The organism is Streptomyces chromofuscus (assembly GCF_015160875.1).
Taxonomy (GTDB): domain Bacteria; phylum Actinomycetota; class Actinomycetes; order Streptomycetales; family Streptomycetaceae; genus Streptomyces; species Streptomyces chromofuscus.
The window spans coordinates 4,787,141-4,802,024 of sequence record NZ_CP063374.1; the positions used below are offsets into that span (position 1 = coordinate 4,787,141).

The 14,884-nt window shown below is 71.2% G+C and carries 13 protein-coding genes and 2 pseudogenes; 9 read left to right on the plus strand and 6 right to left on the minus strand.

Annotated features, from left to right (window positions below):
• Positions 1-9: 9 nt before the first annotated feature.
• Genes IPT68_RS21735 through IPT68_RS21745 form a run of 3 tightly spaced genes read right to left on the minus strand, consistent with a single transcriptional unit; the run spans position 10 to position 3,132 of the window.
• A complete protein-coding gene (locus tag IPT68_RS21735; protein ID WP_189700541.1) occupies positions 10-912 on the minus strand; it encodes a carbohydrate ABC transporter permease in 903 nt (300 codons plus the stop codon).
• Between the two features lie 4 nt (positions 913-916).
• Positions 917-1,786 (minus strand): carbohydrate ABC transporter permease, encoded by an 870-nt coding sequence (locus IPT68_RS21740; protein ID WP_189700540.1) that lies wholly within the window; start codon positions 1,784-1,786, stop codon positions 917-919.
• Positions 1,783-3,132 (minus strand): ABC transporter substrate-binding protein, encoded by a 1,350-nt coding sequence (locus IPT68_RS21745; RefSeq protein WP_189700539.1) that lies wholly within the window; start codon positions 3,130-3,132, stop codon positions 1,783-1,785. The genes IPT68_RS21740 and IPT68_RS21745 overlap by 4 nt, the downstream gene beginning before the upstream one ends.
• A gap of 158 nt (positions 3,133-3,290) precedes the next feature.
• Here IPT68_RS21745 and IPT68_RS21750 point away from each other — a divergent pair, with 158 nt between their 5' ends.
• The 5 genes and pseudogenes from IPT68_RS21750 to IPT68_RS21775 all read left to right on the plus strand — a co-directional run bounded on the left by IPT68_RS21750 (position 3,291) and on the right by IPT68_RS21775 (position 7,135).
• A complete protein-coding gene (locus IPT68_RS21750) occupies positions 3,291-4,349 on the plus strand; it encodes a LacI family DNA-binding transcriptional regulator (protein WP_189700538.1) in 1,059 nt (352 codons plus the stop codon).
• A gap of 44 nt (positions 4,350-4,393) precedes the next feature.
• Positions 4,394-4,585 (plus strand): annotated as a pseudogene (locus IPT68_RS21755) (cellulose binding domain-containing protein); the annotation flags it as partial.
• Between the two features lie 62 nt (positions 4,586-4,647).
• Positions 4,648-5,712: an LCP family protein gene (locus tag IPT68_RS21760; protein WP_189700536.1), complete on the plus strand. Its 1,065-nt coding sequence runs from the start codon at positions 4,648-4,650 to the stop codon at positions 5,710-5,712.
• A 300-nt stretch (positions 5,713-6,012) separates the two neighbouring features.
• Positions 6,013-6,372, plus strand: a pseudogene (locus IPT68_RS21770) (RNA polymerase subunit sigma-24); the annotation flags it as partial.
• 139 nt (positions 6,373-6,511) lie between these two features.
• Entirely contained in the window at positions 6,512-7,135 is a 624-nt protein-coding gene (locus IPT68_RS21775; RefSeq protein WP_189700535.1) for a Uma2 family endonuclease, read from the plus strand.
• A gap of 6 nt (positions 7,136-7,141) precedes the next feature.
• Here IPT68_RS21775 and IPT68_RS21780 read toward each other — a convergent pair whose 3' ends face one another.
• Entirely contained in the window at positions 7,142-8,305 is a 1,164-nt protein-coding gene (locus IPT68_RS21780; RefSeq protein WP_228039799.1) for a THUMP-like domain-containing protein, read from the minus strand.
• 90 nt (positions 8,306-8,395) lie between these two features.
• Here IPT68_RS21780 and IPT68_RS21785 point away from each other — a divergent pair, with 90 nt between their 5' ends.
• The 4 genes from IPT68_RS21785 to groL all read left to right on the plus strand — a co-directional run bounded on the left by IPT68_RS21785 (position 8,396) and on the right by groL (position 12,433).
• On the plus strand, positions 8,396-9,316 hold the full coding sequence (locus tag IPT68_RS21785) for a polysaccharide deacetylase family protein (RefSeq protein WP_189700533.1): 921 nt from the start codon (positions 8,396-8,398) through the stop codon (positions 9,314-9,316).
• Positions 9,313-10,113: a polysaccharide deacetylase family protein gene (locus IPT68_RS21790; RefSeq protein WP_228039800.1), complete on the plus strand. Its 801-nt coding sequence runs from the start codon at positions 9,313-9,315 to the stop codon at positions 10,111-10,113. Before IPT68_RS21785 ends, IPT68_RS21790 begins: the two co-directional genes overlap by 4 nt.
• Positions 10,114-10,373: 260 nt before the next feature.
• Positions 10,374-10,682, plus strand: coding sequence for a co-chaperone GroES (gene groES / locus IPT68_RS21795; RefSeq protein ID WP_009190181.1), 309 nt, complete (start codon positions 10,374-10,376; stop codon positions 10,680-10,682).
• Between the two features lie 119 nt (positions 10,683-10,801).
• Positions 10,802-12,433: a chaperonin GroEL gene (gene groL, locus IPT68_RS21800; RefSeq protein WP_189700532.1), complete on the plus strand. Its 1,632-nt coding sequence runs from the start codon at positions 10,802-10,804 to the stop codon at positions 12,431-12,433.
• 82 nt (positions 12,434-12,515) lie between these two features.
• Here groL and IPT68_RS21805 read toward each other — a convergent pair whose 3' ends face one another.
• Both IPT68_RS21805 and IPT68_RS21810 read right to left on the minus strand, forming a co-directional pair.
• Positions 12,516-13,223 (minus strand): ester cyclase, encoded by a 708-nt coding sequence (locus IPT68_RS21805; protein ID WP_189700531.1) that lies wholly within the window; start codon positions 13,221-13,223, stop codon positions 12,516-12,518.
• Between the two features lie 870 nt (positions 13,224-14,093).
• On the minus strand, positions 14,094-14,867 hold the full coding sequence (locus IPT68_RS21810; protein WP_189700530.1) for an SDR family NAD(P)-dependent oxidoreductase: 774 nt from the start codon (positions 14,865-14,867) through the stop codon (positions 14,094-14,096).
• Positions 14,868-14,884 lie beyond the last annotated feature (17 nt).

A 14,884-nucleotide genomic window follows, 5' to 3' on the forward strand; every position in this document is an offset into this window, starting at 1 on the left:
CGGAGAGCGCTACTTGCCGCCGACGCCCATCAGGCCGCCCACCAGCGCCCGCCGCGCCACCAGGTAGACGGCGAAGATCGGGATGCCCGACAGGACGACCGAGGCGAGCAGGGCGGGGATGTTCACGCCGAACTGGCTGACGTAGTTGAACAGGCCGAGGGTGAGGACACGCGGCCCGTCGGACTGGGTGAAGATCAGCGGGAAGAGGAAGCCGTTCCAGGCCTGCAGCGCGGCGTAGATCACGACCGTGCTGATGCCGCCCTTGGCCAGCGGGATCGTCAGCTGGAACAGCATCCGCAGCGGGGAGGCGCCGTCCAGGGCCATCGCCTCGTACAGCTCCTCCGAGATGTCGCGCAGGGTGCCGGTGAGCACGAGGACCGACACCGGCATCGCGAAGGCGGCCGTCGGCAGGATGACGGCGAGCAGGCTGTCGTAGAGGTTCAGCTTGGCGATCATCAGGTAGAGCGGGACCACGACCGCCTGCGCCGGAATCGCCACGCCCAGCAGGAACAGCCGGAAGGCGGCGCCGGACCAGCGGGTGCGGGTGCGCACCGCGACGTAGGCGAGCGGTGTGCACAGGACCAGGACGATGCCCACGACCGCCGCCGCGACGATCGCCGTGTTGGCCAGGAAGTGACCGAAGCCGCTGTTCAGAACGGTGTTGTAGTTGTCGAGGGTGGGACGGGTGGGCGGCTGGAGGGCGTTGCGCCCCAGCGCCTCGTCCTGGCGGGTGAGGGAGGCCGAGATCATCGCGTAGATCGGGACGATCACGACCGCCAGCCACAGCACCGAGCCGAGCCCGGCCAGCGGGTTGACGCGCCGTGGCCAAAATTGGCGGTGGCGCGGCGCCGGGGCGGGCGGCCGGTCGCGACGGGGGGTCTTCACGGGGTGCGGCAGCGTGTCGTGCGCCATGGCGTCACATTCCTTCCCGGACGCTGCGCATGGCGCCGAAGCCGGACAGCCGGACCAGCAGGAGCGACAGCGCGGTCGCCGCCGCCACCAGGAAGGAGGCGATGGCGCTGGCGTAGCCGAAGTCGTAGCTCTTGAAGCCCGCCTCGTACATCAGGTACGGCAGGATCGCGGTGTCCGTGCCGGGGCCGCCCTGGGTGAGGATCAGGACCGTCTCGAAGTAGGTCAGCGAGCCGACCACCATCAGGACGCTGGACGTGGTGATGGTGTGGCGCAGCTGCGGCAGGGTCACGGAGACGAACTGCCGGTAGCGGCCGGCGCCGTCGATCGCGGCCGCCTGGTAGAGCACGGGCGGGATCTGGCGGGCGCCGCCCTGGTAGATCAGCGTGTGGAACGGGATGAACTGCCAGCCGCCGACGAAGACGATCGCGAGGAACGCGCCGTTGGAGGAGCCCAGGGTGTCCTTCTGCACGATGCCGAAGTTCGGGTCGAGCAGCGCGTAGAAGAGCAGGGCGATCGCCGTCGAGGAGAGCAGGAACGGCACGAAGAAGACCGCCGACAGGATCGCCCGGTTGCGCTGCCGGCCCGCCGCCCAGACGCCCAGCAGCAGTGCCACGACGGTCTGGAACGCCCAGCTGACCACGGTCAGCAGGACCGTCAGCCACAGGGACTGGGTCAGGCGGGGGTCGTCCAGGAGCCGGCGCCAGTTGGCCAGTCCCACCGGCCTCGGGTCGCCGAGGCCGTTCCACTCGGTGAAGGACAGCAGGAAGGCCAGCACCATCGGCGCCACCGCGAAGAACGCGAAGAACAGGACGCCGGGCAGGGCCCAGACGGCGTGCGGGCGGCCGGTGCGGGGGGCCGCGCCGGGAGCGCTCACTTCAGCTCCTTCAGCGCGGACACGAACCGGCTCGGCGTCGACTGGCCGACGAACAGCTTGTTGATCTCGGTGAGCATCGGCGTCTGGACGCTCGGGTCCACCGCCTGGTCCCAGCTCAGCGTGAAGGCGGGCGCCCGCTCGACCATCTCGTACTGGAACGCCGCGAACTCGGGGTTGGGCGCCGAGCTCAGCAGCTCGGCCGCGTGGGAAGTGGTCGGGATGTCCCCGTTGGCGACCAGGTCCTTGGCGTACGCCTGCGAGGCGCAGTCCTTGAGGAAGGCGATCGCGGCGTCCTTGTTGCGGGTGCGGGCGTTGACCGACCAGTAGTTGGTGGGGTTGCCGACGACGTTGCGCACGTCCCCGGTGCCGCTGTCGAACTCGGGGAACGCCGCCCACCCGAGGTGCTTCTTGGCGAAGTCCGGGAACTTGCCGAGCTGCGTGGAGTACTCCCAGGACCCCATCAGGTGCATGGCCGCCTTGCCCTGCGCGAAGACCGCCGGGGCGCCGCCGTTGACGTACGACACGGAGTTGAAGCCCTTGCCGAAGGCGCCGTCGTCCACGAGGTCGCGGACCGTCTCGGCCGCCTTGAGGACGGCCGGGTCGCCCCAGCCGGCGGAGTCGCCGTTCTGGATCCGGGCGAACACCTCGGGGCCGCCGATGCGGTCGACCAGGTACTCCAGCCACATCAGCTCCGGCCAGATGTCCGCGCCGCCCAGTGCGAAGGGGGTGATGCCGGCCTTCTTCAGCTTGGCGTTGGTGTCGAGGAGCTGGTCCCAGGTGGTGGGCGGCTGGAGCTTGTGCTCGGTGAAGACCGACTTGTTGTAGAAGAGGATCACCGGCTGCATGCCGCGCATCGGTATGCCGTACCGGCGTCCGCCGAGGGCGCCCGCGTCCAGCACCGAGGGCAGGAAGCCGTCCTTGAGGACCGGGTCGCCCTCGATGACGTCGGTCAGGTCGACCAGTTGCCCGGCCTCCTGGTAGGCCTTGATGGAGCCGCCGCCCCAGTTGAAGAAGACGTCCGGGGCGTTGGGCGAGCCCATCGCCGTGCGCAGCTTGGCCGGGTACTCGGAGCCCGGGACCTTCTCCAGCCTGACGGTGGCGCCCGTGCTCTTCGCCGCCTTGGAGGCGTTGAACCGCTCGACGGCCGCCTGCTGCACCTTCGCGGCGTCGTCGCCGTACACCAGGGCGGTGAGCGCGCCGCCCGCGCCGCCGGAGTCACCGCCGGAACCGCAGGCCGTCAGGCCCGTGGTGAGCGCGGTGGCGGCACCGGCGCCGAGCACCCAGCGCCTGCTGAACGTACGCCCGCCGTCGGGCGACGTGGTGGACCCCAGGGACCCAGACCCCATGACAGCACGCATCCTCTCGCGACTTTTCCTGCGCGGAATGTTTCGGTGGATCCGGTGGCTCGTGCACCGAATGTTTCGGTCCAAACTTCGAATGTTCCGGGAAGGTAGGACGCCGGAGGGGGTCCGTCAAGGGGTTGCGCAGAGATACGATCGCCGCCATGACTCCCCGGGAACGCGCTCAAACCCAGACGACACGGCGGTCCGCGCAGACCGCGACCCTCGCCGAGATCGCCCGCGAGGCCGGGGTCTCCGCGCCGACTGTTTCGAAGGTGCTGAACGGACGGGCCGACGTCTCCCCGGCCACCCGCACCCGCGTCGAGGAACTGCTGCGCACCCACGGCTACCGGCGGCGCCGCGCCGAGGCGACCCGCTCGCCCCTGATCGACCTGGTCTTCCACGAGATGGAGAGCGCCTGGGCGCTGGAGGTCATCCGGGGTGTGGAGAACGTGGCCCGGGAGGCCGGGCTGAGCGTCGTGCTCTCCGAGAGCGCGGGGCGGCTGACGCCCGGGCGGACCTGGGCCGACCAGGTCGCCGCCCGCCGCCCGCACGGCGTGATCCTGGTGCTGAGCGAGCTGGACCAGGCTCAGCGGGCGTTGCTGACCAGCCGCTCCGTGCCGTTCGTGGTGATGGACCCGGCGGGCGACCCGGGCACCGACGTGCCCTCCATCGGCGCCACCAACTGGCAGGGCGGCCTCGCCGCCACCCGGCACCTGGTCGAGCTGGGGCACACCCGTATCGGCGCGATCACCGGGCCGTCGCGGATGCTGTGCAGCCGGGCCCGGGTGGACGGCTACCGGGCGGCGCTGGAGACCGCCGGGCTGCCGGTCGACCCCTCGCTCATCGCGGCCGGCGACTTCCACCACGACGCCGGCTACCGGCTCGGCCTGCAGCTGCTGCGCCGCCCGGACCGGCCGACCGCCGTCTTCGCCGGCAACGACCTCCAGGCGCTCGGGCTGTACGAGGCGGCGCGCGAGCTGGGGCTGCGGGTGCCGGAGGACGTGAGCGTGGTCGGGTTCGACGACCTGCCGGTGGCGCGCTGGGTGGGGCCGCCGCTGACGACCGTGCGGCAGCCGCTGACGGAGATGGCGGAGGCGGCGGCCCGGCTGGTGCTGGAGCTGGGGCGCGGGGACGAGGCCGCCGCCGCGACGCGGGTCGAGCTGGCCACGAGCCTGGTGGTGCGCAGCAGTACTGCCGCGCCGAGGGTGGCCGGAAGCTGAGGGATGCACACCGAAACTTTCGGAGGCACCCGCACATGATCTCTGCGCACTGGACGTACGGCGCGGTCCGGCGCGTCACCCAGGACCGGCTCGCCCACCGCGCGCAGACCGGTGCAACGGTCAGCTGGTCCCACGCGTCGTACAACGGGACGGTCCCGGACGGCGGTTCGGTGATGTTCGGCTTCAACGGCTCCTGGAGCGGCGGCAATCCACTACTCACGGTGACGCTGGGCTGAGAAGTCTGAGATTTTCCCAAGAAAGCGGGCTTCGCAGTCCCCGCCCGAAATAATTCGGACTTATGTTCCTGTCTGTGACGGGACACATAACGGAGCACGACGGGGACGAGGACGAGGGCCGAAGAGGGCAGGGCCGGCGGCCGGGCGGGCTGCGGGCCGCCGGCCTCGCCCTCGCCGCCGTGCTGGCGCTGGGCGGCGCCGGGGCGGGCTGGATCTACTGGCAGCTGGACGACAACATCCACAGCGTCGACATCAACAGCGCCCTCGGCGACGACCGCCCGGCCAAGCCGACGCCCTCCGCCACCGCCTCGGCGCCGCCCAGCGAGGCGCTGAACATCCTGGTGCTGGGCTCGGACTCGCGCAGCGGCGCCGAGAACCAGGCCCTCGGCGGCGGCGAGAGCACCGGCGCCCGGTCCGACACGGCCATGGTGGTGCACCTCGACGCCGGGCGCACCGCGGCCACCGTGGTCAGCATCCCGCGCGACACCCTGGTCACCCGGCCTTCCTGCCCGCTGGAGTCGGAAGGCCGGTCGGCCGAGGCCCAGGGAGTGATGTTCAACAGCGCCTACTCGGTGGGCGGTCCGGTGTGCGCGGTGAAGACGGTCGAGTCGATGACCGGCGTCCGCATGGACCACTACGTCGAGATCGACTTCGCCGGATTCGCCCGGCTGGTGGACGCCCTCGGCGGGGTCACCGTCACCACCGAGGAGGACATCGACGACGAGGACAGCCACCTGACCCTGCCGGCCGGCACCCATCACCTCGACGGCGAACAGGCGCTGGGCCTCGCCCGTACCCGGCACGGCATCGGGGACGGCAGCGACCTGGGGCGCATAGGCCTCCAGCAACAGCTGGTGAAGGCGATCCTGGAGCGGATCGCGTCGACCAGCCTGCTGTCGGACCCGACCCGCCTGTACGAGGTCGCGGACGCGGTGACCGGGAGTCTGACGACCGACACCGGCCTCGACTCGCTGACGGAGCTGGTGGGGCTCGGGGAGAGCCTGCGCGACCTGCCGGCGGACGCCGTGGAGACGGTCACGATGCCGGTGGTCACGGCGCCCTCGGACCCCAACCGGGTGGTCGCCGACGAGCCGGAGGCGGGCGCGTTGTGGGAGCGGCTGCGGTAGGGCCGCAGGCGACAGGACGGCGCCAGGAAAGTTTTCCAGGAATTCTCGGCGGAGGTGTCGATCCGGGCGGGCGCCGTTCGACGCATGGGTGAAAGGCACCGACCACCCACTACCGAGGGAGCCACCATGCCCCGCTACCTGTCACTCGTGCGGATCGACGAGAAGAACGCCCCCGCCGAGGGCCCCAGCCCCGAGCTCATGCAGCGGATGGGCGAGCTGATCGAGGAGATGACCAAGGCCGGCGTGCTGCTCGACACCGCCGGGCTGACCCCCACCGATCAGGGTGTCCGCGTGCATGACGAGGGCGCCACCGCCGCCTGCCACGCCCGCGCGTACACGTACGAGAAGACCGACTGGGCGAGCATCGCGAGGCTGCACGGCCTGCTCGCGGCCCGCGCCCCGTCCCCGGTCGTCGAACTCAACCGCGCGGTGGCCACTCGCCATGGCCGAAGGCCCGGCTGCGGCCCTGGACGTCGTCGACGCCCTGTCCGCCGTACCCGCCCTGCGCGACTACCACCGGCTGCCGAGCGTCCGCGGCGACCTGCTCGCCCGCCTCGGCCGCCCGACGGAGGCCCGCGCGGAATCACACGCGCGGCGTTCCTGGCCCGCAACGAACGCGAGCGGGAACTGCTGGAGGCTCGGGCACGGGAATGTGGCTGACCCGATCGGGGCACGATCACTCATTCGGTTGATCGTCACCGGTTACGGACCGTCAGGAGCCGCGCTCTCGTAGCGTCGCGGTGTCGCTTGTGCCGTAATGGCGCCCGCGCCCACACTTGTTAGGAGGAGGTGCTTCACGATGACCGCTCTCGCAGAAGAGGTGGCTCCGGTGGTGGCAGACCAGCCGGTGTCCGATCTGGACGAGGTCCTGTGGCAGGCGTGGAAGGCCATGGATCTCCCCGAGGGCTACCGCGCCGAGATCATCGAGGGGGCCATCGAGGTGTCGCCTACCGGTCGCCGTCGTCATACCGTGCTGATTGGCCGACTCCGTAGGGCGCTGGACGCGCATCTCGCGAGCAGCGGTTACGCAGCGCACCATGACGGCAACGTCATCCACCGCCACAAGTCCTGGATCCCCCACCTCTTCGTAGCCCCCCTCGACCTCGACGAGATCCCCGATGAGGAAGGCCTCGGCGTGGACGCCGCCGGCGTCGAGATGGTCGTCGAGGTCACTTCACCCGGACACCGCAACCTCCAGCGCGACAGGGTCCGCAAGCGCCGTGAATACGCCCGGGCGGGCATCCCCCTGTACGTGATCGTCGACGACTTCGATGACGACGGAGCCGTTGTCGTTCTGACCTCCCCCGACCCGAAGAAGGCCAAGTACACCGACGAGCACCGCGTTCCCTACGGCACGGACGCGGTGATCCCCGAAGGTCCGGCCAAGGGCTTCGCGATCGGCAAGGCGATCACCGCGTCCTGACCTCCGTCAGCCCGACGGGTGGCCGATCAGCATCGTCGGCGCGCCCGCCACCCGCGTCAGGAACACCGTCGCGGAGTGCGGCCCCTGCGGCTTCACCTTCCTGCGCAGCTCCTCCGGCTCCACCGCCGACCCCCGCTTCTTCACGGTCAGGATTCCCACCTCCCGCTCCCGCAACAGGGCCTTCAGCCTCTTGACGTTGAAGGGGAGCCGATCCGTGATCTCGTAGGCGGTGGCGTACGGCGTCGGGCGCAGTTCGTCGGCCGTGACGTACGCGATCGTCTCGTCGATCAGCCCGCCGCCCACCTCTGCGGCCACCTCGGCGACCAGGTGGGCGCGGATGACGGCCCCGTCCGGCTCGTACAGGAAGCGGCCGACGGGACGCACGGCGGGATTCGGCAGGCCGCGGGAGCGGAGGGTGCGCGGGCCGGGCAGGAGGGTGGCGCGCACCAGGCCGGGCTCGGTGCCGAACCACAGCACCGCCTCCTTCACGTCCCCGCCGTCCGAGATCCACTCCGCCTCGGCGGCGCCCGGCACGGCCTCGTGCGGGATGCCGGGGGCGACCTTGAGGGCGGCGTGCGGGGCGGTCTCGGCCACCCGTACGGCCCAGGAGAGCGGCGGCGAGTAGGCCTCCGGGTCGAAGATGCGGCCCCGGCCGCCCCGGCGCGCCGGGTCCACGAAAACCGCGTCGTACGCCGACACGTCCACCTCCGTGACGTCCGCCTCGCGCACCTCGATCAGCCCGTCCAGCCCCAGGGCCTCGGCGTTCGCCCGCGCGGCGGCCGCCGTCAGCGGGTCGCGGTCCACGGCGAGGACGCGGATCCCTGCGCGGGCGAGGGCGATCGCGTCCCCGCCGATGCCGCAGCACAGGTCCGCCACGGACGTCACGCCCAGCTCGCCGAACCGCCGGGCGCGGTACGCGGCCACGCTCGCCCGCGTCGACTGCTCGACGCCGTTGGGGGTGAAGTACATCCGTTCCGCGTCCGCCGCCCCGAACTTGGCCACCGCCCGTTGCCGCAGCCGCGCCTGGCCGAGCGCCGCCGACACCAGCTCGGCCGGGTGGTCGCGGCGCAGCCGGGTGGCGACGGCGAGTTCCTGCGCGGGGTCCGTGCCGCGCACCTCGTCGAGGAGGGCCCGGCCTTCGGGGGTGAGGAGAGGGGCGAGGTCGTTCACCGGGTCATTGTCGGCCAGTCGGTGGACGGTGTGCTTCCGGCGGCGGTGTCGGCGGGGGTTCGGGGACGGGGCCTGGGAGGATCCGGCCCCATGCGAGCAGTAGTACAAAATGACAAAAATAGGTCTTGGTGGCGCCGGAGGGGTACGACCGTCAGGGCCTCGGTTGCCGTCCTGACCGCCGCCGCCCTCGCCTCGGGCTGCGCGCGGGCCGACGACGAAGCGCCCCCGCCCCTCAAGGCGCCCCCGGCCCGCGCGCTGGACGGCTACGCCGCCAAACTCCGCGCCGACCATGCCGCCCTGGTCGCCGCCGCGAAACGCTGGGGGCTGCAGAGGACCCCGCTCAGGCCGCCGCCCCCGCCCGCGAAGAAGCCGGCGATCACCACCCGGGCCGGCTTCGAGGTGGACCGACACGAGGAGCAGGGCCTCCCGCCGGTCTTCACCACCGTCCCCACCCGCCAGAAGGTCGTCTTCCTGACGATCGACGACGGCGCGGAGAAGGACCCGGCGTTCCTGCGGATGATGACCGACCTGCGCATCCCGTACACCGCGTTCCTCAGCGACTACCTGGTGAGCGAGAACTACGGCTACTTCCGCCGGATGCAGGCCGGGGGAGTGGGTCTGAACAACCACACGCTCAACCACCCGTACCTGCCCGACCTGTCCTACACCGAGCAGAAGCACGAGATCTGCGGCATGCAGGACGTCGTCGAAAGGCGCTACGGCAAACGCCCGCTGCTGTTCCGCCCGCCCTACGGCAACTACAACTCCGACACGCTGCGCGCCGCCCGGGACTGCGGCATCGAGTACGTGCCGCTGTGGAACGAGGAGGTCTTCGTCGACCGCTGGGACTACCGGGAGTGGGACCGCGACATCCACCCCGGCGACATCGTCCTCAGCCACTTCCGGGGCGAGGACGACTGGGACGGCCGGATGCCCGACATGATCCGCGTCTTCCTCGACAAGGTCACGGCCAAGGGGTACGCGGTGGCCCGCCTGGAGGACTACCTGTGACTCGGCGTGTGCGGGTGGCTCGGGCCGCGGTGCTCCTGGCCCTGCTCTCCGGCTGCGCCCTGCCCGACGTCCCGACCGAGCGGTCCGGCGCCGAGGCGGGGGCGCCACCCGGCTCGGCCGCCTCGCACCTCCCGCCCCACCGCCGGTGGGGCCTGCCCTCGCCGCTGCCTGCGGCCCCCTCGCCCAGGCGCCACGTGTCACGCCCGGCGGACGGGCTCCCACCGGTCCTGGACCACGTCCCGACGCCCCACGATGTGGTCTTCCTCACCTACGACGACGGCGCCGAGAAGGACCCGCGGTTCGTCGACATGGTCCGGGAGCTGCGGCTCCCGGTCAGCATGTTCCTCACCGACAGCGTCGCCGGGCCCGGGTACGGCCACTTCGCGCGCCTGCGCTCGGTCGGCGCGAGCGTGCAGAACCACACCCTCGACCACGCGGCCCTGCGCGGGCTGCCGTACACCGGCCAGCGCGCCGAGATCTGCGGGCAGCAGGACAAGCTCCGCGCCCGGTTCGGCGTCCGCCCGCACCTGTTCCGCCCGCCCTACGGCACGTACGACACGACGACCCGCCGGGCGGCCGGGGACTGCGGCATCGCGGCGATCGTGCTCTGGCGGGCCACGATGCACGCCGACGACCTCACCTTCACGAAAGGCCCCGCCCGCCTCCGCCCGGGCGACATCGTCTCGGTCCCCTCCACGGAGACCCCGAGCCCGATGCTCCGCGAACGCACCACCCGGCTGCTGAGGCGCGTACAGGAGGCGGGCCTGACGGTGGGGCGCCTGGAGGACTATCTCTGAGGGGCGGCGCACATCCGGCCCGTCCGGCACGTGCCCTGCCCGGACGGCGTCAGAAGACGGCTCCGGACGCCGACGCGCCGCGGGCAATTGGCACTCCGCTTGACCGAGTGCTAATCGCGGTCATAGTCTCGGCTCTGGCACTCCCCACTGGAGAGTGCCAAACACGCGACGGGCAGGTCCGGCACCCGCGACGACGGATCCACCTGGTCGCCACCTCAGACAGTTAACCCCGTGAGATCTCCGAAGGGGGAGGTCGGATCGTGACGACCGCCAGCTCCAAGGTTGCCATCAAGCCGCTCGAGGACCGCATCGTGGTCCAGCCGCTGGACGCCGAGCAGACCACGGCCTCTGGCCTGGTCATTCCGGACACCGCCAAGGAGAAGCCCCAGGAGGGCGTCGTCCTGGCCGTGGGCCCGGGCCGCTTCGAGGACGGCAACCGCCTTCCGCTCGACGTCAAGGTCGGCGACGTCGTTCTGTACAGCAAGTACGGCGGCACCGAGGTGAAGTACAACAACGAGGAGTACCTCGTCCTCTCGGCTCGCGACGTGCTCGCGATCATCGAGAAGTAGTTCACCCCCAGCACACCGCTTTTTCGAGCTGCGCCCCTGGCCCCCGCGACCGATAACGAAGCCGGGCGCCCGGGGCGCAGTCTCTTTACCGCAGACTTTCCGAGAGGGCTCCCGCTGCCATGGCGAAGATCCTGAAGTTCGACGAGGACGCCCGTCGCGCCCTCGAGCGCGGCGTCAACAAGCTCGCCGACACGGTCAAGGTGACGATCGGCCCCAAGGGCCGCAACGTCGTCATCGACAAGAAGTTCGGCGCCCCCACCATCACCAACGACGGCGTCACCATCGCCCGCGAGGTCGAGGTCGAGGACCCGTACGAGAACCTCGGCGCCCAGCTGGTCAAGGAGGTGGCGACCAAGACCAACGACATCGCGGGTGACGGTACGACCACCGCGACCGTGCTGGCCCAGGCGCTGGTCCGCGAGGGCCTGAAGAACGTCGCCGCCGGCGCTTCCCCGGCCGCCCTGAAGAAGGGCATCGACGCCGCCGTCGCCGCGGTCTCCGAGGACCTGCTCGCCTCGGCCCGGCCGATCGACGAGAAGTCCGACATCGCCGCCGTCGCCGCGCTGTCCGCCCAGGACCAGCAGGTCGGCGAGCTCATCGCCGAGGCGATGGACAAGGTCGGCAAGGACGGTGTCATCACCGTCGAGGAGTCCAACACCTTCGGTCTGGAGCTGGACTTCACCGAGGGCATGGCCTTCGACAAGGGCTACCTGTCGCCGTACTTCGTGACGGACCAGGAGCGCATGGAGGCCGTCCTCGACGAGCCGTACATCCTCATCCACCAGGGCAAGATCTCCGCCATCGCGGACCTCCTGCCGCTGCTGGAGAAGATCATCCAGGCCAACTCCTCCAAGCCGCTGCTGATCATCGCCGAGGACGTCGAGGGCGAGGCCCTCTCCACCCTCGTCGTGAACAAGATCCGCGGCACCTTCAACGCCACCGCGGTGAAGGCCCCCGGCTTCGGCGACCGCCGCAAGGCGATGCTCCAGGACATGGCGGTCCTCACCGGCGCCACGGTCATCTCCGAGGAGGTCGGCCTCAAGCTCGACCAGGTCGGTCTGGACGTGCTCGGCTCCGCCCGCCGCGTCACCGTCGCCAAGGACGACACCACCATCGTCGACGGTGCCGGCAAGTCCGCGGACGTGCAGGGCCGCGTGGCGCAGATCAAGGCCGAGATCGAGAACACCGACTCCGACTGGGACCGCGAGAAGCTCCAGGAGCGCCTCGCGAAGCTGGCCGGCGGCGTGTGCGTGATCAAGGTCGGCGCCGCCACCGAGGTGGAGCTGAAGGAGAAGAAGCACCGTCTGGAGGACGCCATCTCCGCGACCCGCGCCGCGGTCGAGGAGGGCATCGTCTCCGGTGGGGGCTCCGCGCTCGTCCACGCCGTCAAGGTCCTCGAGGGCAACCTCGACAAGACCGGCGACGAGGCCACCGGTGTCTCCGTGGTCCGCAAGGCCGCCGTCGAGCCGCTGCGCTGGATCGCCGAGAACGCCGGCCTCGAGGGCTACGTCATCGTCTCCAAGGTCGCCGAGCTGGAGAAGGGCAGCGGCTACAACGCCGCCACCGGTGAGTACGGCGACCTGATCAAGTCCGGCGTCATCGACCCGGTCAAGGTCACCCGCTCCGCCCTGGAGAACGCCGCCTCCATCGCCTCCCTGCTGCTGACGACCGAGACCCTGGTCGTCGAGAAGAAGGAAGAGGAGCCGGAGGCCGCCGCCGGTCACGGCCACGGTCACGGCCACGCGCATTGACGCCCAGCGGCCATGGCGAGGCCCGGCACCCCGAGGGGTGCCGGGCCTCGCCCGTTTTCCGCGCCGACCCGAACGAGCGGCTCTAGCGCTCCAGCTCCTCGAAGACGCCCAGCTGTTCCATCAGCCCCATCCGGTCGTACTCCCACCATCCCTCGACGAGCTTCCCGTCCCCGCCGCAGCGGAAGACGGTCGTCCCCGACATGGTGACCTCCTTGCCCGTGGGCGCGATTCCCAGGAACTCGCCCTTGTGCGTGCCCCGCCAGAACCACCGCGCGCACACCCGGTCGCCCGCGGCGATCAGGTCCTCGATGCTGAACTCGAAGTCGAAGCCGTCCCGCCAGACCCGCATGTCGCGCCGGATGTGATCCATCCCGATCGCGTCGTCGACGTTCGCCGGGTTGTGGTCGTGGTAGTGCTCCTGCATCACCTCGTCGAGCGGCGGCAGCTCCCCGGGAGTCCCGATCAGCTCGAAGAACCGCCGCACCGTGGCGCTGAACATCTGCTGGTCCCGGACCACGTCCAGGTCCGTGAACGTCGGTGTCTCGTCGCAGAGCGCGACCATCTCCTGGAAGATCCGATCGGTCTCCGGAAGCGTGGAGTTGCGCATCGCCTCCTCGTACGACGGGAACTCCACGATCTCGATGAAGTGCGACGCGTCGGCGCGGTCCTTCGCGATCACACTGTGCGTCGCCGTCCGCTTCCCCTTGGTCTGCTGGACCCATGCGTCCATCAGCCGATCCAGCTCCTGGAACCGGCTGGTCTTGCAGTCGATGACCTGCACGAATGTCATTGCCGCCGCCTCCCGTCCCCGTCCCGGTCAACGCGTCCATTGTCCCACCGGGGCCGCCCGGCGCCTGGGGTCGCCGGGGCCCCATGACGCCGTGCGCCGGTGGGACGCGCGCGGTCGAAGGCGGCCGGCGACGGCCGGGACCCGGGACGGCAACGCGCCCGCTGCCACGCGGTCATCGGGCGACGGCTCGGTCGTGGGGGACGGGCACGTCGGGCCGGCCGTCACCGGAAGGGGGGCGCGCCGCGGGGCGGGCTCGCAACTGGTCGTGCGCAGAGGGCAGTCGGCCCAGCCGGCCGACATCCGCACCGGCCGAGTCCGGTTCGGCGTACGCCTGATGGCGAGCGAGAGCCCGAGCGGGCAGGACACCCATCGTCCCGCACACCGCCGGCCGATCCGGCGGGGGAGATCCTGCCCGGCGACGTGACGGCCGACCGGGACAGGGCGGTACGGAGGCGGACGCCGTCCCGGTGCGGGCCCTGATCACCACCGGGGCACGAGCGCAGGGCGCGCCGCACCGGCCTCGACGCCGGGTGGGCTTCTGAGCCGGATCGGCTTCTGCGGTGTGCCCTTCTACCGGTGTGCCCTTCTACCGGTGTGCCGGACTTTGCGGCGTGCAGACTTCTGCGGCATGCCGGCTCGACGCCGTGTCGGCTTCCATGCCGGGCGAACTTCCAGGCCGGGCCCGCCTCGGTGCCGGGCCGACGAGGCCGACGGGCGGTGCCACCGACGGGCTGTGCCACCGGCGGGCCCTGTCACGACGGGCGCTGTCACGACGTGCCCTGTCACGACGGGCCCTGTCACGACGGGCCCTGTCACCGACGACCCCTCCCACAACGGGCCCCGCCAGGACGCGCCCCACCGCGACGAGCCCTACTGAGGCCCGTATGTGCGTCCCGCGCGTGAGGCCACCCCGCCCAGCAAACCCCGCGGCGCCACCTTCACCACGCCCATGATGGCCTTGTACCGCGGGTCCGGAATGGACAGGGTCTTCCCCCGCGCCAGATCCGACAGCGCCGCCGCCACCAGCTTGTCCGCGTCGAGCCACATCCAGCCCGGGATGTTGTCCGTGCCCATGCCGGCGCGCTGGTGGAACTCGGTGCGGACGAAGCCGGGGCACAGGGCCATCAGCCGGACCCCGCTGCCCGCCAGGTCGCGGGCCGCCCCCTGGGTGAACTGGACGACCCAGGCCTTGGACGCGCCGTACGTGCCGCGCGGGAGGAAGGCCGCGACCGAGGCGACGTTCACGACGCCCCCGCGTCCCCGCTCCCGCATCGCCTCGGTCGCCGCCGACGTCAGCCGGAGCACCGCCTCGCAGTGCACCTTGAGCATCTTCAGCTCGTCGGCCATGGACACGTCGAGATAGCGGCCCTTGTTGCCGAAGCCGGCGTTGTTGATCAGGAGGTCGACGGGGTTCTTGCGGTCGGCGAGGCGGGCGGCGACCGCTTCGATGCCGGAGTCCGTCGCCAGGTCCGCCGTGAGGACCTCCGCCTCGATGCCGTGCCGGTCGTGCAGTTCGGTCGCCTGCTCGCGGAGGCGCTTGGTGTCGCGGGCCACCAGGACGAGGTCGTGCCCGTCCGCCGCCAGCCGCCGCGCGAACGCGGCGCCGATTCCCGCCGTCGATCCCGTAATCAGAGCCGTTGTCATGGGCCAAGGGTAGTGAC